The organism is Frateuria flava, from assembly GCF_017837635.1.
GTDB lineage: Bacteria > Pseudomonadota > Gammaproteobacteria > Xanthomonadales > Rhodanobacteraceae > Frateuria_A > Frateuria_A flava.
In genome coordinates, this window is sequence record NZ_JAGJRS010000009.1 from 22476 (window position 1) to 43943 (window position 21468).

Below are 21468 nucleotides of genomic sequence, written 5' to 3' on the forward strand. Positions count from 1 at the left end.
TCGACGTTACGACCGGTTGGACGGCACCCGGTCCGGCATCTCGATCTGCCGGACCTCGACCGTCTGGTGGTCGAGCTGCGCCGGTTTCTTGTAGCGGGCGAGGATGGTGTCAGCGCTCGAACCGTCCTGCAGCAGGCCGGCGTCGGCCAGCTTGCGCTCGAGATCGGCGTCGCCAGTCTGCGACTGGAGTTCTTCGCTGGCCTCCAGCCGCGCCGCGGTCTCGGCCTGGCGCTGCTTGATGCGCTCGAGCGATTCGAGCGCCGAGCCCATCTTGCTGCCGGTGCCGACCGAGCGTGCCGCGATCGCCACCTGTGCCCGCTGCACCGAGGCAGTGGCGCGCACGGTGTCGACCTGGCTGCGCAGGCCCTTGAGCTGGGTCTCGGCCTTGCCGATGGTCGCCTTCAAGGTGCCGATCGAGCGCTCCAGCTGGGCGAGGTTGGCCTGGTCGGTCTGCTGTTCGGCTTCCAGCGGCGCCAGCCGGCCGGCCACCTCGCGCGCCAGCGCTTCGTCGCCCTTGGCCAGCGCGCCCTCGATGTAGCGCCCGTATTCGGCGATCTTGCCGGCACGCGCGTCCATTTTCTGCTGGGCCAGCTTGCCCTGGGCCATCAGTTTGGTCAGCTCCTCGCGGGCGCGATTGAGCTCGGTACTGGTGTCGCGGATTTCCTGGTCGAGGATGGTCAGTGCATTGGCGTCGACCACCTTCTGGCCGGACTCGGTGGCCACGCCACGCAGCAGGGTAAAGAGCTTGGACAGGATGCTCATGGTCGCCTCAGTCGAAATACGGTTTCAGCGCCTGCGCGGCGTCAATGGTGTTCATCGCCAGCGCCTGCAGTTCTTCCTCGACCTCGTCGAGCGAGGCATTGGCGGACAGTTCGCCGAACACGATGTAGACGTCGCGCCCGTCGATGCTGGTCAGCCCCAGGTTCGAGAGCGGGTTGATCGGGTTGATGCGCATGCACGCGTCATTGAAACCGTCGCGATCGCGTACCTGTTCTGCAGGCACCAGAATGGTCGAAATGAAGATCTGGCCCCCCGACGCCGCTACCTGTACCTGCGTGTCGCCGTACGCGTGCATGGTCAGGTTAATCACCGGGTCGGAGGAATCGATCAGTTCGATGCTGACATCGTCGCCACCGGCGTGGTGGCTGGCCAGCAGGGCATGCAGGCCGCGGGTATCGTGAGGCATGGGCGGGTTCGTCCTTGACCATCGGGTAAACGCAGGCTTGTACCAAATTTGACGGGGACAGGCCAGCGCCGATGGCCTGGCGTTACCCTTGGTGTTCCAACGCAGGACCGGCCATGCCCTTCTTCACCGCCACCGACCATGCCCATATGGCGTTCGCGTTGCGCCTCGCGGAGCGCGGGCTCTGCACCACGCAACCCAATCCGCGCGTGGGCTGCGTGATCGCGCACGGCGAGCGTGTCGTGGGTACCGGTTGGCACCAGCGGGCAGGCGGGCCACATGCGGAGGTGTTCGCGTTGCGCGAAGCGGGCGATGCTGCGCGGGGCGCCACCGCCTACGTGACGCTGGAGCCGTGCGCGCACTTCGGCCGCACGCCACCTTGCGCCGACGCGCTGGTGGCCGCGGGCGTGGCGCGCGTGGTGGTGGCGGCGGACGACCCGTTTCCCGAAGTGCGCGGGCGCGGCATGGAGAAGCTGCGCGCGGCAGGCATTGCGGCGGTATCCGGCTTGCTGCGCGAGCCCGCACGCGAGCTCAACATCGGGTTCTTCAGCCGGATCGAACGTGGACGGCCGTGGGTGCGGGTGAAGCTCGCGATGAGCCTAGATGGACGCACCGCGCTGGCCGGCGGGGAATCGAAGTGGATTACCGGCGCGGCCGCACGCGCGGACGTGCAGCACTGGCGCGCGCGCAGTTCGGCGATCCTCACCGGCAGTGGCACCGTGCTGGCCGACAACCCCCGCCTCACCGTGCGTTTGCAGGAAGGCGAAGACGGCTCGCGGTTTTCCGCGGGCATGGCCGGGGCAGGCAACGACTTGGTCTCCGGCGGGATCGCCGGGGGAGCGGCGGCGGCCTTTTCGCCAGTAACGCCACTGCGCGTGATCCTCGACCGACGGTTGCGCACGCCCGCCGGCAGCCACGTGCTCGACGCGCAGGCGCCGACCCTGCTCATGCACGCGGCCGACGCGCCCGTGCCACCGCACCTGGCGGGGGTCGATCGCGTATCGCTTCCGGAAGGTCAAGGCGGCCTGGACCTGCACGGCGCACTCGCCGAGCTCGCCCGCCGCGACGTCAACGAGCTGCACGTCGAGGCCGGCCCTGCGTTGTGTGGGGCGTTGCTGGCGGCCGGCCTGGTCGACGAACTGCTGCTCTACATCGCCCCCGTGCTGCTCGGCGATACCGCCCGTCCGCTGCTGGCCCTGCCACCGCTGGCCCAAATGGCCGATCGCTGGCGGCTGCGTACGCTGGACCGACGGATGGTCGGCGAGGACATCCGCCTGCAATTGCGACCGGAGCGGTAGGAACGCATCCTGTGCGTGACCGCCGTGTGGCGATGTACCGCGCGGTCGCGCACAGGATGCGTTCCTACCGGGGACGGGGGCGGTGCTAGACTTCGCCCGCCGGCGTGGCCGGCAATCGCGTCTTCAGGGCGGGGCGAAATTCCCCACCGGCGGTAGGTTTCGCAAGAAACGAGCCCGCGAGCGCTTCCGCGCAGCGGAAGGTCAGCAGATCCGGTCCGATGCCGGAGCCGACGGTCACAGTCCGGATGAAAGAAGACGCTCGCGCAGGGCTTCCCAGGGCCGTGCGTGGGCTTCATGCCTTGGGGCGTTCTCACTTCGGTTTTGCGGAGAACGTTTCATGTCCAAGTTCAATCGCATCGCCACCCCCGGCCGGGAGGTGCGCTGATGTTCACCGGCATCATCCAGACCGTGGGCCGCATCGCACGGCTTGAATCGCGCGGCGGCGACGTGCGTCTGCACGTCGACACGGCCGACCTCGACCTCACCGACGTGCAGCTGGGCGATTCGATCGCCGTGTCCGGCGTGTGCCTGACGGCGATCAGCCTGGACGAGCGCGGCTTCGCGGCCGACGTGTCCAACGAGACCCTGTCGCTGACCACGCTGGGTCAGCTCAAGGCCGGCGACCCGGTCAACCTGGAGAAGGCGCTGCGGCTGGCCGACCGGCTGGGCGGGCACCTGGTGTCCGGCCATGTCGACGGGGTGGGCAAGGTGGTCTCGATCACGCCCGACGCACGTTCGCAGCGCTGGACGTTCGAGGTGCCGACGGACCTGGCGCGCTACATCGCCGCCAAGGGCTCGATCTGCATCGACGGCACCAGCCTGACCGTCAACGCTGTGGCCGGCACGCGATTCGGCGTGAACCTGATCCCGCACACCGTGGCACACACGGCTTTCCACGCCAGGCGCGCGGGCGATGCCGTGAACATCGAGGTGGACGTGATCGCACGCTACGTCGAACGGCTGATCGGCAGCGGCGAGGCGCCGCGGCTGGACGAGGCGTTCCTCAAACAGCACGGCTTCGCCTGACCTGAAGCCCCTCTCCCCTCGGGAGAGGGGTTGGGGAGAGGGTTCGGGCGGACTGCGGCATTGAGCTCGCCCGAACCCTCATTCGCCCCTTTGGGCAGCTCCTCCGGAAGGAGAAGCGACATAACTAACCCACGGATTCCACGCATGCCCTTCAACACCATCCCCGAGATCCTCGAAGACCTCCGCGCCGGCCGCATGGTCGTGATCCTCGACGACGAGGACCGCGAGAACGAGGGCGACATCGTCATGGCCGCGCAGATGGTGCGGCCGGAGGACGTCAACTTCATGGTCCGCGAGGCGCGCGGCCTGCTGTGCCTGACCCTCACCGAACAGCGCACGCGCCAGTTGGGCCTCAAGCCCATGGTCAGCGACAACACCTCGCCCTACCACACCAACTTCACCGTCTCGATCGAGGCGGCCGAAGGGGTCACCACCGGCATCTCGGCACACGACCGCGCGCGGACCATCCAGGTGGCGGTCAAGTCCGACGCCAGGCCGCAGGACCTCTCGCAGCCGGGCCACATCTTCCCGCTCACCGCGCAGCCTGGCGGCGTGCTCACCCGCGCCGGCCACACCGAGGCCGGCTGCGACCTGGCAGCGCTGGCGGGCCTGGAACCTTCCGCCGTGCTGATCGAGATCCTGCACGAGGACGGATCGATGGCGCGCCGCCCGGAACTGGAAGTCTTTGCGGCCAAACATGGGTTGAAGATAGGCACCATCGCCGACCTGATCCGCTACCGGCTGGAAACCGAAAAAACCATCCAGCGCGTGCACGAGGAAGAGGTCGACACCGAATTCGGCCCGTTCCGGCTGGTCGCCTGGCGTGACGCCATCCGGCATGGCCTTCACTACGCGCTGGTGCGTGGCACGGTGGATGACGGTGCGCCCGTGCTTACCCGCGTGCATGTGCGCAACACCTTGTCCGACGTGCTCCACCTGAAGCGCGAAGACCTCGGACTGACCGTCACCGCCGCGCTGCGTCGCATCGCCGACGAGGGCCGCGGCGTGCTGCTGGTGCTCTCCGGCGAGGACACCACTGACGCCTTGCTGGCGCGGCTCAAACGCCAGCCCGTGGCGCTGGAGCCGGAGGATGCGCAACAGCAGGAGTGGCGCCAGCTCGGCCTGGGCGCGCAGATCCTCACCGACCTGGGCGTCCACAAGCTTTGCGTGATGGGTACGCCACGCAAGCTGGTGGGCCTGGCCGGGTTCGATCTGGAAGTGGTCGAGTACGTGTGAGGTGAGCATGGCCCTTCGACTCCGGCCCTTCAGGCCTACGCTCAGGGCGAACGGTTCACAGAAAGGCCGTTCATCGTGAGCGCAGGCCGCAGTCGAAGCGCCGCCGTACAACTCCACATGCCTTAGGATGACGCGCATCCCACCGCCATCAAGCCCATGCCTCACGCCCGCATCCGCCTGATCGCCCCCTCCGGTTACGCTCACGACCCCGCCGTCATGGCGCGTGGCGTGGCGCGGCTGCGCGACGTCGGCTGTACCGTCGAGGGCCAGGAAGTGCTGCAACGCGCGCAACTGCGTTTCGCCGGCACCGATGCCGAGCGGGCGAGCGACATCAACGTACTGGCCACGCTCGACGAACTGCCGGGCATCGCCCTGGCCACCCGCGGCGGCTACGGCGCGGCGCGCCTGCTCGGCCAGCTCGACTACGGCGCCTTGCGCGAACGGCTGGCCGGTTCGAGCCTTGCGCTGGTCGGCCACAGCGACTTCACCGCGCTGCAGCTGGCGCTGTACGCCAAAAGCGGTGTGCGCAGCTTTGCCGGCCCGTTGCTGGCGGACCTCGGCGCCGAACCGATGCCGACCTTCACCTGGGACCACTTCTGGAACACGCTCCGTTCGGACACGAGCGTCGCCACCTGGTCCGGCGCGGGCGACGTCGAACTGGACGTGCAGGGCATCCTGTGGGGCGGCAACCTGGCGGTGCTGTGCAGCCTGCTCGGTACGCCCTATTTCCCCCGGATCGAAGGCGGCATCCTGTTCGTCGAGGACCTGGGCGAGCCGCCATATCGCATCGAGCGGCTGTTCTACCAACTGCAATTGTCCGGCGTGCTCGCCAGGCAGCGCGCGCTGGTCGTGGGCGATTTCCACAACTGCCGCCCGGGGCCGCGCGACAACGGCTACGGCCTGGATGAGGCCTTCGCGCAACTGGCGCGGATGGCCGGCATCCCGGTGATCCACGGCCTGGCGCACGGCCATGCGTCGCGCCAGCTCACGCTGCCGTTCGGCGGCAAGGCGCGGTTGCGCGTCGCCGGCGGCGAAGCGCGGCTGGAATGCAACGATTACCCACACCTCCGGACACCGTAGGGTGGGCTTCAGCCCACCATGCCTTTCGCGCCGAATGGCGGTGGGCTGAAGCCCACCCTACGCTGGCCATGCACTATCCCGCGAAATGTGTGATCGCATCTCGCGAACTGTGGGATGTACGCAAAATGCGTAAAATACCCGGCCCCGCAAGGGCTTCCCGTCTGCCCAAGGATTCGCAATGAAGATCATCGAAGGCGACTTCGCCACGCCCACGGGCCGCTTTGCCATCGTCGCCGGCCGCTTCAACGGCTTCGTCGTCGAACCGCTGGTGGCCGGCGCGCGCGACGCGCTGGTGCGCCATGGCGTGAAGGACGACGCGATCGACCTGATCCGCGTGCCGGGCGCCTGGGAAATCGCGCTGGCCGCGCACAAGCTGGCCAACGCCGGTCGCTACGCGGCGGTGATCGCGCTGGGCGCGGTGATCCGCGGTTCCACGCCGCACTTCGACTACGTCGCCGGCGAATGCGCCAAGGGCCTGGCCCAGGCCGCCTACGCTTCCGGCGTGCCAGTGGCGTTCGGGGTGCTGACCACCGACACCATCGAGCAGGCGATAGAGCGCGCCGGCACCAAGGCCGGCAACAAGGGCGCCGACGCGGCGCTGGCCGCGCTGGAAATGGCCAACCTGTACGGGAAGCTGTGATGAGCGCTCCGCAAGGCATCGATCTGGCCGCCCGTTCGCGCGCCCGCCGTCGCGCGCTGCAGGCGCTGTACGCCTGGCAGCTGTCGGGCAGCCACATGAAGGCGGTGATCGACCAGTTCCGCCACGAGCAGGACATGGAAGTGGCCGACCTCGAATACTTCGAGGACCTGCTGCACGGCGTGGAATCGCACGTGGGCGAGCTCGACGTGGCGATCAAACCCTACGTCGACCGCGAGGTGGAGCAGATCGACCCGATCGAGCGCGCCGCGCTGCGCCTGGCCGCCTACGAATTGAAGTATCGCCTCGACGTGCCTTACCGCGTGGTCATCAACGAGGCGATCGAAGTGACCAAGCGCTTCGGCGCCGACCACGGCCACAGCTACGTCAATGGCGTGCTGGACAAGCTCGCTGGCGAGCTGCGCGCGGCCGAGAAGGGCGCACGCTAGCTGCAGGGTGGGCTGCAGCCCGCCGGCTGGGGTGGCAGGAAGAGCGGTGGCCTGAAGCCCACCCTACGAAAGCCCTACGGCGCGCACTTGCCGCTGTTGTCGGCGATGGCTGCGATGCGCCACCGCCCATCCACCCGCACCAGGTTGAACACGTCCGTGCCGCAATGGTGCGGCTTGCCATCGAGCAGGAAAGTGTAGGGCGCCCACACCACCGCCAGGTCCCGGTCGACCAGCACCTGCGGGTGGCCGATGCGCTCCTCGATCTTTTCCTTGCCCGGCTTCACGTGGTCGACGAACTCGCCGAGGGTCAGTTGCACCGGCTTGCCCTCGCGCATCAGCGTGGCGGTGCCGGCCGGCAGCACCTGCGCGCGCATCGCCGCCTGGTCGTGCCGGGCCATGGCGTCGAAGAAGGCATGCACGGGCTTGAGCACGCTGGCGGGCGAGGCTGTGCTGTCGGCCTGCGCCGCTCCGCAGGTGAGCACAAGGGCGGCCAGCAGTGCCGCGCGTTGGACGGCATGGCTGCATTGCAGGAGGACAGGGCGCATCGGGTGGTCTCCCTTGAAGGCAACCGATTCTAACCAGCCCCGTCGACCGCCGGCGCCGTGCCATCCGGCACGGGGCGCATCGGGATATCGCACCCAGGATCGCCCCCATTCGCCTGTCGGCACCTTCTCCGCGTTCGCGGGGGAAGGCTCGGAGGCGGAGCTTGCGGCCTGGACCCTTCCTCCGTGCTCGCGGAGCAAGGATTGGATGCGGGGCTTGCGGCCTGGATCCTTCCTCCGTGCTCGCGGAGCAAGGATTGGATGCGGGGCTTGCGGCCTCGTCCTTCCTCCGCGTTCGCGGCGGAACGCCTGGATGCGGGGCTTGCGACCTGGATCCTTCCCCCGTTCACGGGGGAAGGTGCCCGCAGGGCGGATGGGGGAAGTCTTGCGAGAAGCTCACGCGGAGCCTCGCCTGTTCGCCACACCCGCCTGCCGGACTGTCCCGCAGGCGGGAACGGAGTCCTGACTGCTGTCCGAGGCTTGCATTCGCGTGCACGCGGATGCTCTGCTTGCATGTTCCCACGCCGACGGTCCCCGCCATGGAATTCCGCCTGATCGACCGCATCCGCGACCGCACCGCGTTGACGCGCGAGGATGTGCGGCTTGGCATCGGCGACGATGCCGCGGTGCTCGCGGTGCCCGCCGGGCAGCAGCTGGCGGTGGCGATCGATACCCTGGTCGAGGGCGTGCACTTTCCTCACGGCACTGCGCCGCGGGACATCGGCTGGAAGGCGCTGGCGGTGAACCTGTCGGACCTGGCGGCGATGGGCGCCGTGCCGGCCTGGGCGCTGCTGGCGCTGACCGTGCCGCACGGCGACGCGGCCATCGTCGACGGCCTCGCCGGCGGCTTCGGGGAGCTGGCGCGCCAGCATGCCGTGGCGCTGGTCGGCGGCGATACCACTCGCGGCCCGTTCTGCCTGAGCGTCGCGGTGCACGGTTTCGTGCCGCCGGGGCAGGCGATGACCCGCAGCGGCGCACGTGCGGGTGATGCGCTGTTCGTCACCGGCTCGCTCGGCAGCGCGGCGGGCGGGCTGCAGTTGCTGCAGGGCAGGGTGCCGTTCGATGCGAACAACGAGGCGCACCGCACCTTGCGTGAGCGGCTGGATCGCCCGACGCCGCGGGTGCGTGCCGGCGTGGCGCTGCGCGGGCATGCCAGCGCCTGCATCGACGTCTCCGATGGCCTGCTCGCCGACCTGGGCCACATTTGCGCCGCCAGCGGCGTCGGCGCCGCGCTCGACCTCGACGCGCTGCCCCTGTCGACCGCGCTGCACGGCGTGTTCGGCGGCGATGTCGCGCGCGAACTGGCGCTGACCGGCGGCGACGATTACGAACTGTGCTTCACCGTGCCGCCGGGTTCGGTCGACGCGATGCAGGCCGCGCTGGCAGCCGTGGGCGCCCACGCCACGCGCATCGGCGCGATGGTCGAGGGCCAGGGAGTGCGCGCGATCGACGGTGCGCCACTGGCCGCCATGCGCATGGGCTGGGATCATTTCGGCGCCTAGCGCGAGCCGCGCGCCCGCGCGCAACCCACGGAATCCGCATGACCGACAGGAAGAAACTCACCGCCGACCAGCGCCGCCGCCTGCTCGCCTTGCCAGCGGGTTGGCTGGCATGCGGGTTGGGCTCGGGCCTGGCGCCCGTGGCGCAGGGCACCTTCGGCTCGCTCGCCGCGATCCTGCCCTGGCTCGCGCTGCGCCATCTGGGCGTGCCGCTCTACGCCCTGGTCCTGGTGCTGGCCTTTGCAATGGGCGTGTGGGCCTGCAACGTCGCCGGTCGCGCGCTCGGCGTCGACGACCACCGCAGCCTGGTGTGGGACGAATTCGTCGGGCAGTGGCTCGCGCTGCTGCCGCTTTTGCTGGTGCCCTCGCCATGGTGGTTGGTCGCCGTGGGCTTCGGCCTGTTCCGCTTGTTCGACGTGTGGAAGCCCTGGCCGATCGGCTGGCTGGACGGCCACATGAAGGGCGGGCTGGGCGTGATGATCGACGACGTGGTGGCGGGGCTCTACGCAGCCATCGTGCTGGCGTTGATCGCCATCGCCCTGTAGGACCGCACCCTGCGCGCGATCGCGCGGCGCATGGTGGTCGTGTACAGGGCGGGCTACTACAGGACATTGAGGTCACGTCGGCGACAATGGCGCTTTCGCCTGGAGGAGACCCGCCATGCTCTACCGCCGCCTCGGCCGCACCGGCCTGCAACTGTCCGCGCTGTCGTTCGGCGCGTGGGTGACCTTCGGCCGGCAGGTGGGGCGCTCGCAGGCGAGGGAGTTGCTGGCACTGGCCTATGACCGGGGCGTCAACTTCTTCGACAACGCCGAGACCTACAACAACGGCGAGGCCGAGCGGCTGATGGGCGACGTGCTGGCGGACCTGCGCTTTGCACGCGACAGCTATTGCGTGTCGAGCAAAGTGTTCTTCGGTGCCGTGGACGATCCGAAGCCCACCCAGCGCGGGCTCTCGCGCAAGCACGTCATCGAGGCCTGCCACCAGGCGCTCGAACGGCTGCGGGTCGACCACCTGGACCTCTACTTCTGCCATCGTCCCGATCCGGACACGCCGATCGAGGAAACCGTGGCGGCGATGGACACGCTGATCCGCCAGGGCAAGGTGCTGTACTGGGGCACCAGCGAGTGGCCGGCCGAGGCGATCGACGAGGCCCACCGCATCGCGCGCGAGAACCACTGCTACGCGCCGGTCGTCGAGCAGCCGCAGTACAACCTGCTGCATCGCGAGCGGGTCGAGCGCGAGTACGCGCCGCTGTACGAGCGCTTCGGCATGGGCACCACGATCTGGTCGCCGCTCGCCTCCGGCCTGCTGGCCGGGCGCTACAACGACGGCATCCCGGATGATTCGCGGCTGGCGCAGCCCGGTTATGAATGGCTGCGCGAGACCGTGCTGGGGTCCGGGCGCGAGCGGGTGGAGCGCGTGCGGCACCTGGCACCGATTGCGCAGGAGCTCGGCGTGAGCCAGGCCCAGCTGGCGCTTGCCTGGTGCCTGGCCAATCCGCACGTGTCCACCGTGCTGCTGGGGGCGAGCCGACGCGAGCAGCTGGAGCAGAACCTGGCGGCGCTGGAGCTGCTGCCGCGCATCGATGCGGCGATGAAGCGGCGGATCGAGCAGGCGGTGGGGTAGGGCCTTCCGCGTAGCCTGCGGCTCTTTCAACCGCGTCGTCCGGTCTTGCCGGCAAGCCTTGGCCCTCACCCTAACCCTCTCCCCCGCAGGGGAGAGGGAGCTGTGGCTTTCAGGCCATGCCGAAACGCGCGTCCTGGCTCGAGCTCCTGCACCCTCTTCCCGGAGGGTAGGGGGGGGCGCGGCTTCAGGATATTCCGGGGCGCGTGTCGTGCCTCGAACTCCTGCTCCCTCTCCCCTGCGGGGCCGGGGCTGCCAGGAGCTTCCCGCATCGGTCCTGTTCCAACGACCCTCTTCGCAAGCCGTGATCCCTCACCCGGGTTCTCCCGCAGGTGAGAGGGGGCAGAAGCGCCGAACCCTCTCCCGGATCAACCGGTGTCCGGCGCCTTGTCCGCCTGTCCGTGCCGGTGTCCGCGGACAGCGGACACGTCCGGCTCGCCTTCGCGCGAAACCAGCAGCCACGAGGGTTGCGCGCTCCTGACCCGACTTGGCACGGCGATTGCTGTACCAGCCACAGTCACTAGGTCAGGACCGCCCGATGATCCGCGACACCTCCGCTCAAGACCGCCTGGTCGAGGTCAAACCCAACCGCAAGCGCCAGCTGCTTTTCGGCGGCATCGGCCTGGCCGTGCTGGTCGCGCTGGCTTTTGCGCTGCCCGCCGCGATGCGGCTGTTCTCGGCCGACGCCTCGGTGAGCGCCTCGCGGCTGTCCTTCGGCACCGTCGAGCGTGGCCTGTTCGTGCGCGACATCGCGGCCGAGGGCAAGGTGGTGGCGGCGGTCAGCCCGACCATGTACGCCACCTCCGGCGGCGCGGTGACGGTCAAGGTGCACGCGGGCGACACGGTGAAGAAGGGCCAGGTGCTGGCCGTCATCGACAGCCCCGAGCTGACCAACAAGTTGCTGCAGGAAGAGTCCAACGCCGACGCGATGGAAGTGGAGTACCAGCGCGCGCAGATCGAGGCGCGCAAGCAGCGCTCCTCGCTGCAGAAGGCCTACGACAACGCGCTGATCGACCAGCAGGCGGCCGAGCGCGACCTGGCCCGCAACGAGAAGGCCTTCAAGCTCGGCGCCGTCTCGGGCATGGACGTGGACCGCGCCAAGGACACCCTGCAGAAGGCCAAGCTGACCACCCAGCACGCCAAGTCGGACCTGGGCATGGACAACGCCAGCCTGAACTTCGACATCAAGTCCAAGAAGCTTGCGCACGAGCGGCAGGAGCTGCTGGTCAAGGACCTCAAGCGCCAGGTGGACGACCTCAACGTGAAGTCGCCGGTGGATGGCCAGGTCGGCCAGCTGTTCATCGCCGAGCGCGCCACTGTGGCCAAGGACGCCAAGCTGCTCAGCGTGATCGACCTCTCCGCGCTCGAAGTGGAGATGCAGGTGCCGGAAAGCTTCGCGCGCGACCTGGGGATCGGCATGAACGGCGAGATCACCGGCAACGGCCATACCTGGAAGGGCATCGTCAGCGCCATCTCGCCTGAAGTGGTCAACGGCGAAGTAGCCGCGCGCCTGCGTTTCGACGGTGCCACGCCCAAGCAGCTGCGCCAGAACCAGCGCCTGTCCGTGCGCATCCTGCTCGACAAGCGCGACAACGTGCTAACCGTGCAGCGCGGGTCGTTCGTCGACGAGTCCGGCGGCAACTACGCCTACGTCGTGCACGAGGGCATTGCCGAGAAGAAGCCGATCCGCGTGGGCGCCAGCAGCATCGACAAGATCGAGATCCTGGATGGCCTGAAGGAAGGCGACCGGATCGTGATCTCCGGCACCGACAACTTCAAGGACGCGGCCAAGGTCGCGATCAGCGACTGACGATCACTCCCTCCCCTGCTTGCAGGGGAGGGTTGGGGAGGGGCGCTCTTCGCTTCGCCCGGGCCACCCCCTCCCAGCCTCCCCCTGCCAGCAGGGGGAGGAGCAAACCCTCACCACCACCGAAGGACGTAACCATGCTCAAGATGACCCACCTGTCCAAGGTCTACCGCACCGAAGTGGTGGAGACCTATGCGCTGCGTGACTTCAACATCAACGTGAAGGAAGGCGAGTTCGTCGCCGTGACCGGCCCGTCCGGTTCGGGCAAGACCACCTTCCTCACCATCGCCGGCCTGCTGGAGACCTTCACCGGTGGCCATTACCACCTGGACGGCATCGAGGTGAGCCAGCTCAACGACAACGCCCGCTCGAAGATCCGCAACGAGAAGATCGGCTTCATTTTCCAGGCGTTCAACCTGATTCCCGACCTCAACGTCTACGACAACGTCGAGGTCCCGCTGCGCTACCGCGGCATGAAGGCGGCCGAGCGCAAGCAGCGCATCATGGACGCGCTCGAGCGCGTGGGCCTGGCCTCGCGCGCCAAGCACTACCCGGCCGAGCTCTCCGGCGGCCAGCAGCAGCGCGTGGCGATCGCCCGCGCGCTGGCCGGCAGCCCGCGCCTGCTGCTGGCGGACGAGCCGACCGGCAACCTGGACACCCAGATGGCCCGCGGCGTGATGGAACTGCTGGAGGAGATCCACCGCGAGGGCGCCACCATCGTCATGGTCACGCATGACCCGGAACTGGCCGCCCGCGCCCAGCGCAACGTGCACATCATCGACGGCCAGGTGGTCGACCTGGCCGAAGAGCCGCGCTTCCACGCGCACAACGCGCGCGTCGCCGACGCCTGACGTTGCTCCAGGCCCTCTCCCCCGGCCCTGCCGGGAGAGAGGTGGGAGAGGGTTGGCCTTTGGTTTGTGCTCTGCAGCCGTGGAAGGCCGAGCAAGAGCCTCCCCCTCCCCCTAGCCTTCTGCCCCGCCTTCGCCGGGGAAGAGGGAGCAGGTGCGGCAACTCCACCTATCCGGAACCCCCGACATGTTCGCCTACTACTTCCAGCTTGGCCTGCGCAGTCTTCGCCGCAACCCGCTGTTGACCGCGTTGATGGTGATGGCGATCGGTTTCGGCGTGGCCGCCTCGATGATCACCTATTCGGTGTTCCGGGCGACCTCGAACAACCCGATCCCGCAGAAGTCCGACCAGCTCTACGCCGTGCAGATCGCCAACTGGAAGGCGGAAGACCTGGACCAGGGCGAACCGCCGCCGGCGCTGACCTACACCGACGCCATGGCTTTCATGCAGGCGCACAAGGCCAAGCGCCAGACCGCGCTGTACCCGATCGCCCCGTCAGTGATTCCGGCCGACGCCAGCCGACTGCCGATCGAGGAGAACAGCTACGCCTGGTACGGCGATGCCTTCGCCATGTTCGACATCCCCTTCCTCTACGGCGGCCCGTGGACGCAGGCGCAGGACGACGCGCGCGCGGCGGTGGTGGTGATCGGCAAGAAGCTCAACGACAAGCTCTTCAATGGCAAGGACAGCGTCGGCAAGACGATCAACCTGGACGGCCACGACTACCGCATCACCGGCGTGATCGGCGAATGGGATCCGCAGCCGCTGTTCTTCGACCCGGTCAACACCGGTGGCTTCGGCGATCCGATCGGCCTGTTCATTCCGTTCACCCGCGCGATCGACCTGCAGATGACCACCGCGGGCAACAACAACTGCAACGAAACCCCGGGGACCGGCTGGGACAACTGGCTGCATTCGGAGTGCATCTGGATCGAGTACTGGGCCGAGCTTCCGACCCAGGCCGACGCCGATGCCTACAAGCGCTGGCTCACCGGCTATGCCGCCGAGCAGCAGCGTGCCGGTCGCTTCAAGTGGGCGCCGAACGTGCGCCTGCGCAACGTCACCGAATGGCTGGACTTCCAGAAAGTCGTCCCGCCAGAGTCGAAGATCTCGCTGCTGGTGTCGCTGGGCTTCCTGCTGATCTGCCTGGTCAACACCATCGGCCTGCTGCTGGCCAAGTTCATGCGCCGTTCGCCGGAAATTGGTGTGCGCCGTGCGCTGGGCGCCTCGCGCCGCGAGATCTATGCGCAGTTCCTGATCGAGGCGGGCACCGTGGGCCTGACTGGCGGCGTGCTGGGCCTGCTGTTGACAGGCCTGGGCGTGCTGGGCGTGGGCTGGGTGTTCGATGAACAGATCGCCCGCCTGGCCACGCTGGATGTATCGCTGATCGCGTTGACCATCGTCGCCGCCGTGCTGGCCACCCTGCTGGCCGCGTTCTATCCCACCTGGCGGGCCGCGCAGGTCCAGCCGGCCTGGCAATTGAAGTCCAACTGAGGAGGCGATGACATGTTGCAGATCAAGCCCATTCTCGCCGCCCTCAAGCGCCACAAGGCCGGCACCGTCCTGATCGCGTTGCAGATCGCGCTGACCCTGGCGATCGTGTGCAACGCGCTGTTCATCATCCAGCAGCGCACCGAGCATCTCTCGCGCCCGACCGGCATGACCGAAACCAACCTGCTGACCGTGGCCAACCGCTGGGTCGGCGCAGACGACAAGGCCACCCCGTCGTTGGGCAAGACCGACCTGGAGGCGCTGCGCCGCATGCCGGGCGTGGTGGACGCGACCCTGACCAACTCCTACCCGCTGCGCGGTGGTGGCTGGTCGACCAGCGTCAATACCACGCCGGAGGCGAAGAAGGAGATGGCGCACACCACCCTCTACTTCACCGACGACCATGCACTGGCGGCGATGGGGGCCAAGTTGGTCGCCGGTCGCAACTTCCGCCCGAGCGAGATCGAGTGGGTCGATGCGAAGGAGTTCCAGACCACGCCGGTGGTGATCGTGACCAAGGCGCTGGCGGACAAGCTGTATCCGGACGGCAGCGCGTTGGGCAAGGTGCTGTACCACTCCGGCCACACCAAGCCGAGCACCATCATCGGCATCGTCGAGCGCCTGCAGGTGCCCTGGACCGGCACCTGGGCCAGCAACTTCGCCGAGAACACGATCCTGATTCCGCGGCTGCTGACCGGCAACTTCGGCAGCTACCTGGTGCGCACCCAGCCCGGGCAGCTGGAGCGTTTGACCAAGGCCGTACCGAAGCTGCTGATCCAGACCAACCGCATGCGCGTGATCCCGGAGGAGCGCGGCGTGCGCACCTTCGCGCAGGTGCGCGAGCAGGCCTACAAGAGCGATCGCGGCATGGCGATCCTGATGGGCGTGGTGTGTGCCGTGCTGCTGGCGATCACCGCCGCGGGCATTGTCGGTCTGACCAGCTTCTGGGTGGGCCAGCGGCGCAAGCAGATCGGCGTGCGCCGTGCGCTGGGCGCGACCAAGCACGACATCCTTTCCTACTTCCTCACCGAGAACCTGCTGATCGGCGCCGGTGGCGTGATCGTCGGTGCGGCACTGGCGATCGGCATGAACCTGTGGCTGGTCAGCCACTTCGAGATGGAGCGGCTGTCGCTGCTGTACGTGGCCGCCGGCGTGATCGCGCTGCTGTTGCTGGGGCAGGGCGCAGTGTTGGCTCCGGCGATGAAGGCCTCGCGCGTGCCGCCGGTGGAGGCGACGCGGTCGGTTTGATTGCCGTCTGGATGTCCTCACAGGAAGAAGACAGGCACGAAGCGTGATACCGCCCGGCAGGTCGATCGAAGGCCGGGCATCGGCCAGGCGAGCGTGGAACGCGCGCCTGGCCCCACCTCACCCGAACCTCGTCCGCGGGCGGAAGCGGGCACACACTGGATGCCGGATGTTTCTCCATTACCTCCAACTGGGCCTGGCAAGTCTTCGGCGCAACCCGCTGCTGACTGCGCTGATGGTGATGTCCATCGGCGTCGGCGTGGCCGCGTCGATGGTCACCTACGCCGTGTTCCGGGTGGTCTCCAGCGATCCGATCCCGCAGAAGTCCTCGCGCCTGTTCGTGCCGCAGCTGGACAACCGCGGGCCGCGCTACAACCGCAACGGCGAGCCGCCGGACGCGCTCACCTACACCGATGCGATGGCCCTGATGCAGGCCCGTCGCGCGCCGCGCCAGACCATGCTCTACCAGGTCGGCCTGTCGGTGATGCCGCAGCAACCGGGCCGGCTGCCGTTCAAGGCGCTGGGCTACGCCACCTTCGCCGATTTCTTCCCGATGTTCGAGGTGCCTTTCCTGTACGGCCGGGGCTGGAACGCCGACGGCGACGACGCACGCGCACCGGTGGTGGTGATCGGGCGCCAGCTCAACCAGCGCCTGTTCGGTGGGGCGGACAGCGTGGGACGCACGGTCGTGATGGACGACCAGGCGTACCGCGTCGCCGGCGTCATCGACGACTGGAACCCCCAGCCACGCTTCTTCGACATGTTCAGCAGCAACGGCTACGCCGATCCACCGCAGATTTTCGTGCCCTTCAATTTCGCCGTCGCCGCCGGTATCGAGACCTATGGCAACAACAGTTGCGGCAGCGGTGGCAAGCGCGGCTCGGACCGCGAAAGCTGGCTGCGCGGCGAATGCGTGTGGGTCAGCCCGTGGGTGGAGCTGGACGATGCCGCCCAGGTGCAGGGCTACCGCAGCTTCCTGGAAGGCTACGCCCGTCGGCTGCGCGAGGCCGGCCGGTTCGGCTGGGCGCCGAACGTGCGCCTGCGCGACGTGCGCCAGTGGCTCGACTATCGCGGTGCCGTGCCGCCCGAAAGCCGGATCGCACTGGCCGTGGCCATCGGCTTCTTCATCATCTGCCTGGTCAACACGATCGGCCTGCTGCTGGCCAAGTTCCTCCGCCGCGCGCCGGAGATCGGCGTGCGCCGCGCGCTGGGCGCCTCGCGACGGCACATCTACCTCCAGTTCCTGGCCGAGGCCGGCATGGTGGGACTGGCCGGTGGCGCGCTGGGCGTGCTGCTCACCGGCGTGGGCATGTTCGGCATCGGGCTGGTGTTCCAGCCGCAGATCGCCTGCCTGGCGCATCTGGACCTGCGGCTGGTCGCGCTTTCGCTGGCGGTCGCCATCGCCGCGACGGTGCTGGCGGCGTTCTACCCGACGTGGCGTGCTGCCCAGGTGCAGCCGGCCTGGCAACTGAAGTCCAACTGAGGCACGCCATGGACATGCAGGTCGGACCCATTCTCTCCGCACTACGGCGCCACAAGGCCGGGGCCGTGCTGATCGCGTTGCAGATCGCGCTGACCCTGGCGATCCTGTGCAACGCCCTGTTCATCGTGCACCAGCGCCTGTCGCACCTGTCCGAGCCGACCGGCCTGGACGAGGCAAACATTTTCGTGATCCAGAACGAATGGGTGGGCAAGGCCTCCTACGCGCAACTGGACGCCGAAGCCCGTGCGGACCTGGAAGTGTTGCGCCGGTTGCCCGGGGTGGCCGACGTCACCACCAGCAATTCCTATCCGCTGCGCGGCGCTGGCTGGGACGACGGCATCCGCCTGCACCCCGACCAGCTCACCGATACGACCGGTGCGACGGTGTATTTCGCGGACGAGCATTTCGTGCGGACGCTGGGCCTGAAGCTGGTCGCCGGGCGAGATTTCCGCGCCGGGGATATCGGGGTCATGGCTGCGCAGGATCGCCTCGATCCGTCGCAGGTGATCGTCACCCGGGCCCTGGCAGACACCTTGTTCCATGGCGACACAGCGGTCGGCCGCACCCTCTACCTGGCGGGCAGCCCGGCCACCATCGTCGGCGTGGTCGACAGGTTGCAGGCGCAGAGCGTGGCGCGCTGGGCCGCGGATTTCGCGCATCGGGTGGTGATCGTGCCGCGGCGGCTGACCAGTACCCTGGGCACCTACTACATCGTGCGCACGCACCCGGGCCAGCTTGCCGCGGCGATGCGCGCGGCGCCCGCGGCGCTGGTCGCCCGCAATCCGCGCCGCATGTTCGACCCCCGGATGGGGGTGCTGAGCTTCGCCCAGGTGCGCGAGCGTGCCTACGAGAGCGACCGCGGCATGGCCACGCTGATGGGCGTGATCAGCGCGGTGCTGCTGGCGATCACCGCCGCCGGCATCGTGGGCGTGACCAGTTTCCGCGTCGGCCAGCGGCGGCGGCAGATCGGCGTCCGGCGGGCGCTGGGCGCCACCCGTCATGACATCGTCCGTTACTTCCTGGTCGAGAACCTGCTGGTCAGTGGCAGCGGGATCCTGCTCGGCGTGCTGCTGGCGCTGGCCATGAACCTGTGGCTGATCCTGCGCTTCGGCATGCAGGGCCTGTCACCGGCCTACCTCGCCGCGGGCGTGGCGGTTCTGCTCCTGCTAGGGCAGGCCGCGGCGCTGGCACCCGCCCTGCGCGCCTCGCGCGTGCCACCGGTGGAGGCGACCCGTGCCGGTTGAGCTGCCACCGCCCGCGGCCGGCCGCCGCCCCTTCTTCAGCACCCGCATGCCGCGGCGGCGGCGGTGCCTGCACTCCTGGAGCGCCTAGCATGTTCGGCTACTACCTCGACCTCGCACTGCGCAGCCTCAGGCGCAACAAGGCGCTCACCGCGCTGATGGTGCTGGCCATCGCGCTGGGCATCGGTGCGTGCATGACCACGCTGACCGTGCTGCACGTGCTGTCGGGCGACCCGCTGCCGGGAAAGAGCGCGCAGCTGTATTACCCGCAGCTCGACCCGCGGGACATGGACGGCTACCAGCCCGGAGAGGACCCGCCGGTGCAGGTGACCTGGACCGACGGCATGAACCTGCTGCGTGCCGGGCGTGCCGACCGCCAGGCGCTGATGACCGGCGGTGCGGTGCCGTTGCAGCCGGCGCAGTCCTCGATCGAGCCGTTCTTCGAGAACGCGCGCTACACCAGCGCCGACTTCTTCCCGATGTTCGAAGTGCCGATCCTCTACGGCCGCCCGTGGACGGCCGCCGACGATGAAGCGCACGCGCGTGTCGCGCTGATCTCGCGCAAGCTCAATGACAAGCTCTTCCAGGGCCGTGACAGCACCGGCGAGACGCTGCGCATGAACGACGTGGCCTTCCGCATCGTCGGCGTGCTGGACAGCTGGCGGATGACGCCGCATTTCTACGACCTCAACAACGGCAGCTACGCCGAGGACGAGGGCGTCTACCTGCCGCTGACCACCGCATACGAGCTCAAGCTCGGCCGCAACGGGTCGACCGACTGCTGGGGCAAGGGCTCCGACCCCGACCACATGGACACCGCCCCTTGCGTGTGGCTGCAGTACTGGGTGCAGCTGGATACGCCGGCCAAGGCCGCCGCCTACAAGCAGTTCCTGATCCACTACTCGCAGGAGCAGAAGGCGCTGGGCCGTTTTCAGCGCCCGCCGAACGTGCGCCTGCCCGACGTGATGGGCTGGCTGGACTACAACAAGGTCGTGCCGGGCGACGTGCGGCTGCAGGCGTGGCTCGCGCTGGGCTTCCTGCTGGTCTGCCTGGTCAACACGGTGGGGCTGATGCTGGCCAAGTTCCTGCGCCGCAGCGCCGAACTGGGCGTGCGCCGCGCACTGGGCGCCTCGCGCCGCGAGGTGTTCATGCAACTGCTGGTCGAGTCGGGCGTGATCGGGCTCACCGGCGGTATCGCCGGCCTGTTGCTGTCGCTGGTGGGGTTGTGGCTGGTGCGCAAGCAGCCGTCCGATTACGCCGCACTCGCCCACCTGGACCTGCCGATGCTGCTGGCCACCTTCCTGCTGGCGGTCGGCGCCTCGCTGCTGGCCGGCCTGCTGCCCGCCTGGCGTGCCTGCCAGGTCACTCCCGCGCTGCAGCTGAAGAGCAACTAGGAGCCTGGCCATGGACATCCTTCCGATCCTTTCCACGCTGCGCCGGCACAAGATCACGGCGTTGCTGCTGGTGCTGGAGATCGCGCTGACCTGCGCGATCGTCTGCAACGCGGTGTTCCTGATCAACCAGCGGCTCGAGCGCATGAAGATGGCCAGCGGCGTGGCCGAGCACGAGCTGGTCCAAATCCAGGCCTTCGGCATCGGCGACACCGCCGACGCCAAGGCGCACGCGCAGGAAGACCTCACCGCGTTGCGGCAGATCCCGGGGGTGAAGTCGGTGGCGCTGGTCAACCAGGTGCCGTTCACCAACAGCTCCTGGAACACCAGCGTCAAGCTCGATCCCAAGCAGAACCAGGCCACCCTCAACGCCACGCAGTACTTCGGCGAGAACCTGCTGCAGACCTTCGGCACCCGCCTGGTGGCCGGGCGCGACTTCGCGCCGGACGAGTACCTGGACATGCGCCTGGTGGCGCGCGACGAGAAGCTCGCCAAGAAGGTCGTCTCCGTGATCATCACCCGCGACCTGGGCCAGAAGTTGTGGCCGGGCCAGTCGGCGCTGGGCAAGACCCTCTACCTGGGCGGCGACCCGATGCGCGTGGTGGGCGTGGTGGCGGGCCTGATCCGTCCGTCGCTGTTCGGTGGCGACGCCACGGCGCAGTGGTCGATGGTGTTCCCGCTGCGGATGGATTCGGACAACGCCAGCCGCTACGTGATCCGCACCGCGCCGCAGGACCGTGAGCGCGTGCTGGCGGCCGCCGCGGCCACGCTGCGCAAGAACGACCCGCACCGGATCATCCTGGAGAAAAAGACGCTCGATGACATTCGCGCCGATTTCTTCCAGGACGACCGCGCCATGGCCGGCCTGCTCGCCGGCGTGTGCATCGCGCTGCTGGTGGTCACCGCGCTGGGCATCGTCGGCCTGGGCAGTTTCTGGGTCGCCCAGCGGCGGCGCACCATCGGTGTGCGCCGTGCATTGGGCGCCACCCGCGGCAGCATCCTGCGCTACTTCCAGACCGAGAACTTCCTGCTGGCGACCATCGGCATCGCGCTGGGCATGGTGCTGGCCTACGGCATCAACCTGTTCCTGATGCTGCATTACGAGCTGCCGCGGTTGCCTGCCTATTACTTCCCTATCGGCGCGATCGCGCTGTGGCTGATCGGGCAGGTGGCGGTGCTGGGACCGGCCATGCGCGCCGCGGCGGTGCCGCCCGTAGTGGCTACGCGAAGCGTTTGATCTGGCTGCCTCTCTTCTCAGGGGAGAGGGATGGGGTCGGGGGCGCGCAGGGACGTCTGTTTTTACGAGGCAAAGCTGATGATGGCATTGGGAACGAATATTCAGGGACGGCGGCAGCCCTCGCTCTGCCCGACTCCTCACCCCAGCC

20 protein-coding genes and 1 riboswitch are annotated in these 21468 nt (G+C 68.4%); of the genes, 17 read left to right on the top strand and 3 right to left on the bottom strand.

Features of this window, described 5'->3' with window-relative positions; translation table 11 throughout:
• Window positions 1-6 precede the first annotated feature (6 nt).
• Both J7I44_RS03905 and J7I44_RS03910 read right to left on the bottom strand, forming a co-directional pair.
• On the bottom strand, window positions 7-762 hold the full coding sequence (locus J7I44_RS03905) for a PspA/IM30 family protein (protein WP_209616091.1): 756 nt from the start codon (window positions 760-762) through the stop codon (window positions 7-9).
• Between the two features lie 7 nt (window positions 763-769).
• A complete protein-coding gene (locus J7I44_RS03910) occupies window positions 770-1186 on the bottom strand; it encodes a YjfI family protein (protein ID WP_209616094.1) in 417 nt (138 codons plus the stop codon).
• Between the two features lie 146 nt (window positions 1187-1332).
• Between J7I44_RS03910 and ribD the strand changes: the two genes are divergently transcribed.
• The 6 genes from ribD to nusB all read left to right on the top strand — a co-directional run bounded on the left by ribD (window position 1333) and on the right by nusB (window position 6909).
• Window positions 1333-2481: a bifunctional diaminohydroxyphosphoribosylaminopyrimidine deaminase/5-amino-6-(5-phosphoribosylamino)uracil reductase RibD gene (gene ribD, locus J7I44_RS03915; RefSeq protein WP_209616344.1), complete on the top strand. Its 1149-nt coding sequence runs from the start codon at window positions 1333-1335 to the stop codon at window positions 2479-2481.
• Between the two features lie 115 nt (window positions 2482-2596).
• Window positions 2597-2742: riboswitch (FMN riboswitch) on the top strand.
• Between the two features lie 123 nt (window positions 2743-2865).
• Entirely contained in the window at window positions 2866-3507 is a 642-nt protein-coding gene (locus tag J7I44_RS03920) for a riboflavin synthase (RefSeq protein WP_209616096.1), read from the top strand.
• A gap of 144 nt (window positions 3508-3651) precedes the next feature.
• Window positions 3652-4743: a bifunctional 3,4-dihydroxy-2-butanone-4-phosphate synthase/GTP cyclohydrolase II gene (gene ribBA, locus J7I44_RS03925; protein WP_209616099.1), complete on the top strand. Its 1092-nt coding sequence runs from the start codon at window positions 3652-3654 to the stop codon at window positions 4741-4743.
• Window positions 4744-4899: 156 nt separating this feature from the next.
• Window positions 4900-5823, top strand: coding sequence for an LD-carboxypeptidase (locus J7I44_RS03930; protein WP_209616101.1), 924 nt, complete (start codon window positions 4900-4902; stop codon window positions 5821-5823).
• A gap of 178 nt (window positions 5824-6001) precedes the next feature.
• Window positions 6002-6463, top strand: a complete 462-nt coding sequence (ribH, locus tag J7I44_RS03935; RefSeq protein ID WP_209616104.1) for a 6,7-dimethyl-8-ribityllumazine synthase — start codon at window positions 6002-6004, stop codon at window positions 6461-6463.
• Entirely contained in the window at window positions 6463-6909 is a 447-nt protein-coding gene (gene nusB, locus J7I44_RS03940) for a transcription antitermination factor NusB (RefSeq protein ID WP_209616107.1), read from the top strand. The genes ribH and nusB overlap by 1 nt, the downstream gene beginning before the upstream one ends.
• Window positions 6910-6983: 74 nt before the next feature.
• Here nusB and J7I44_RS03945 read toward each other — a convergent pair whose 3' ends face one another.
• Window positions 6984-7454: a nuclear transport factor 2 family protein gene (locus J7I44_RS03945; protein WP_209616109.1), complete on the bottom strand. Its 471-nt coding sequence runs from the start codon at window positions 7452-7454 to the stop codon at window positions 6984-6986.
• 536 nt (window positions 7455-7990) lie between these two features.
• Between J7I44_RS03945 and thiL the strand changes: the two genes are divergently transcribed.
• From thiL to J7I44_RS04000, 11 genes are all read left to right on the top strand, one after another.
• Window positions 7991-8953, top strand: a complete 963-nt coding sequence (gene thiL / locus J7I44_RS03950; RefSeq protein ID WP_209616112.1) for a thiamine-phosphate kinase — start codon at window positions 7991-7993, stop codon at window positions 8951-8953.
• A gap of 38 nt (window positions 8954-8991) precedes the next feature.
• Window positions 8992-9495, top strand: coding sequence for a phosphatidylglycerophosphatase A family protein (locus J7I44_RS03955; RefSeq protein WP_209616115.1), 504 nt, complete (start codon window positions 8992-8994; stop codon window positions 9493-9495).
• A gap of 115 nt (window positions 9496-9610) precedes the next feature.
• On the top strand, window positions 9611-10579 hold the full coding sequence (locus tag J7I44_RS03960) for a potassium channel beta subunit family protein (protein ID WP_209616118.1): 969 nt from the start codon (window positions 9611-9613) through the stop codon (window positions 10577-10579).
• Between the two features lie 535 nt (window positions 10580-11114).
• The gene (locus tag J7I44_RS03965; protein WP_209616121.1) at window positions 11115-12386 is read left to right on the top strand and encodes an efflux RND transporter periplasmic adaptor subunit; all 1272 of its coding nucleotides are present in this window, start codon (window positions 11115-11117) and stop codon (window positions 12384-12386) included.
• A 134-nt stretch (window positions 12387-12520) separates the two neighbouring features.
• A complete protein-coding gene (locus tag J7I44_RS03970) occupies window positions 12521-13234 on the top strand; it encodes an ABC transporter ATP-binding protein (RefSeq protein WP_209616124.1) in 714 nt (237 codons plus the stop codon).
• Window positions 13235-13418: 184 nt separating this feature from the next.
• Window positions 13419-14726, top strand: a complete 1308-nt coding sequence (locus J7I44_RS03975) for an ABC transporter permease (RefSeq protein WP_209616126.1) — start codon at window positions 13419-13421, stop codon at window positions 14724-14726.
• A gap of 12 nt (window positions 14727-14738) precedes the next feature.
• Window positions 14739-15971: an ABC transporter permease gene (locus J7I44_RS03980; protein ID WP_209616129.1), complete on the top strand. Its 1233-nt coding sequence runs from the start codon at window positions 14739-14741 to the stop codon at window positions 15969-15971.
• Between the two features lie 166 nt (window positions 15972-16137).
• Entirely contained in the window at window positions 16138-17451 is a 1314-nt protein-coding gene (locus tag J7I44_RS03985) for an ABC transporter permease (protein WP_209616132.1), read from the top strand.
• Between the two features lie 8 nt (window positions 17452-17459).
• Window positions 17460-18695 (top strand): ABC transporter permease, encoded by a 1236-nt coding sequence (locus tag J7I44_RS03990; RefSeq protein ID WP_209616137.1) that lies wholly within the window; start codon window positions 17460-17462, stop codon window positions 18693-18695.
• 89 nt (window positions 18696-18784) lie between these two features.
• Window positions 18785-20086, top strand: coding sequence for an ABC transporter permease (locus J7I44_RS03995; RefSeq protein ID WP_209616140.1), 1302 nt, complete (start codon window positions 18785-18787; stop codon window positions 20084-20086).
• A 10-nt stretch (window positions 20087-20096) separates the two neighbouring features.
• Window positions 20097-21320, top strand: coding sequence for an ABC transporter permease (locus J7I44_RS04000; RefSeq protein ID WP_209616142.1), 1224 nt, complete (start codon window positions 20097-20099; stop codon window positions 21318-21320).
• Window positions 21321-21468 lie beyond the last annotated feature (148 nt).

What these genes read in the sequence shown, in the direction of transcription:
- J7I44_RS03975 (WP_209616126.1), top strand. Translation starts at nt 13,419, where the DNA reads ATGTTCGCCTACTACTTCCAGCTTGGCCTGCGCAGTCTTCGCCGCAAC.
- J7I44_RS03920 (WP_209616096.1), top strand. Translation starts at nt 2,866, where the DNA reads ATGTTCACCGGCATCATCCAGACCGTGGGCCGCATCGCACGGCTTGAA.
- J7I44_RS03930 (WP_209616101.1), top strand. Translation starts at nt 4,900, where the DNA reads ATGCCTCACGCCCGCATCCGCCTGATCGCCCCCTCCGGTTACGCTCAC.
- ribD (WP_209616344.1), top strand. Translation starts at nt 1,333, where the DNA reads ATGGCGTTCGCGTTGCGCCTCGCGGAGCGCGGGCTCTGCACCACGCAA.
- J7I44_RS04000 (WP_209616142.1), top strand. Translation starts at nt 20,097, where the DNA reads ATGGACATCCTTCCGATCCTTTCCACGCTGCGCCGGCACAAGATCACG.
- J7I44_RS03960 (WP_209616118.1), top strand. Translation starts at nt 9,611, where the DNA reads ATGCTCTACCGCCGCCTCGGCCGCACCGGCCTGCAACTGTCCGCGCTG.
- J7I44_RS03955 (WP_209616115.1), top strand. Translation starts at nt 8,992, where the DNA reads ATGACCGACAGGAAGAAACTCACCGCCGACCAGCGCCGCCGCCTGCTC.
- J7I44_RS03985 (WP_209616132.1), top strand. Translation starts at nt 16,138, where the DNA reads ATGTTTCTCCATTACCTCCAACTGGGCCTGGCAAGTCTTCGGCGCAAC.
- J7I44_RS03910 (WP_209616094.1), bottom strand. Translation starts at nt 1,186, where the DNA reads ATGCCTCACGATACCCGCGGCCTGCATGCCCTGCTGGCCAGCCACCAC.
- J7I44_RS03980 (WP_209616129.1), top strand. Translation starts at nt 14,739, where the DNA reads ATGTTGCAGATCAAGCCCATTCTCGCCGCCCTCAAGCGCCACAAGGCC.
- nusB (WP_209616107.1), top strand. Translation starts at nt 6,463, where the DNA reads ATGAGCGCTCCGCAAGGCATCGATCTGGCCGCCCGTTCGCGCGCCCGC.
- J7I44_RS03945 (WP_209616109.1), bottom strand. Translation starts at nt 7,454, where the DNA reads ATGCGCCCTGTCCTCCTGCAATGCAGCCATGCCGTCCAACGCGCGGCA.
- J7I44_RS03905 (WP_209616091.1), bottom strand. Translation starts at nt 762, where the DNA reads ATGAGCATCCTGTCCAAGCTCTTTACCCTGCTGCGTGGCGTGGCCACC.
- J7I44_RS03990 (WP_209616137.1), top strand. Translation starts at nt 17,460, where the DNA reads ATGGACATGCAGGTCGGACCCATTCTCTCCGCACTACGGCGCCACAAG.
- ribBA (WP_209616099.1), top strand. Translation starts at nt 3,652, where the DNA reads ATGCCCTTCAACACCATCCCCGAGATCCTCGAAGACCTCCGCGCCGGC.
- ribH (WP_209616104.1), top strand. Translation starts at nt 6,002, where the DNA reads ATGAAGATCATCGAAGGCGACTTCGCCACGCCCACGGGCCGCTTTGCC.
- J7I44_RS03970 (WP_209616124.1), top strand. Translation starts at nt 12,521, where the DNA reads ATGCTCAAGATGACCCACCTGTCCAAGGTCTACCGCACCGAAGTGGTG.
- thiL (WP_209616112.1), top strand. Translation starts at nt 7,991, where the DNA reads ATGGAATTCCGCCTGATCGACCGCATCCGCGACCGCACCGCGTTGACG.
- J7I44_RS03995 (WP_209616140.1), top strand. Translation starts at nt 18,785, where the DNA reads ATGTTCGGCTACTACCTCGACCTCGCACTGCGCAGCCTCAGGCGCAAC.
- J7I44_RS03965 (WP_209616121.1), top strand. Translation starts at nt 11,115, where the DNA reads ATGATCCGCGACACCTCCGCTCAAGACCGCCTGGTCGAGGTCAAACCC.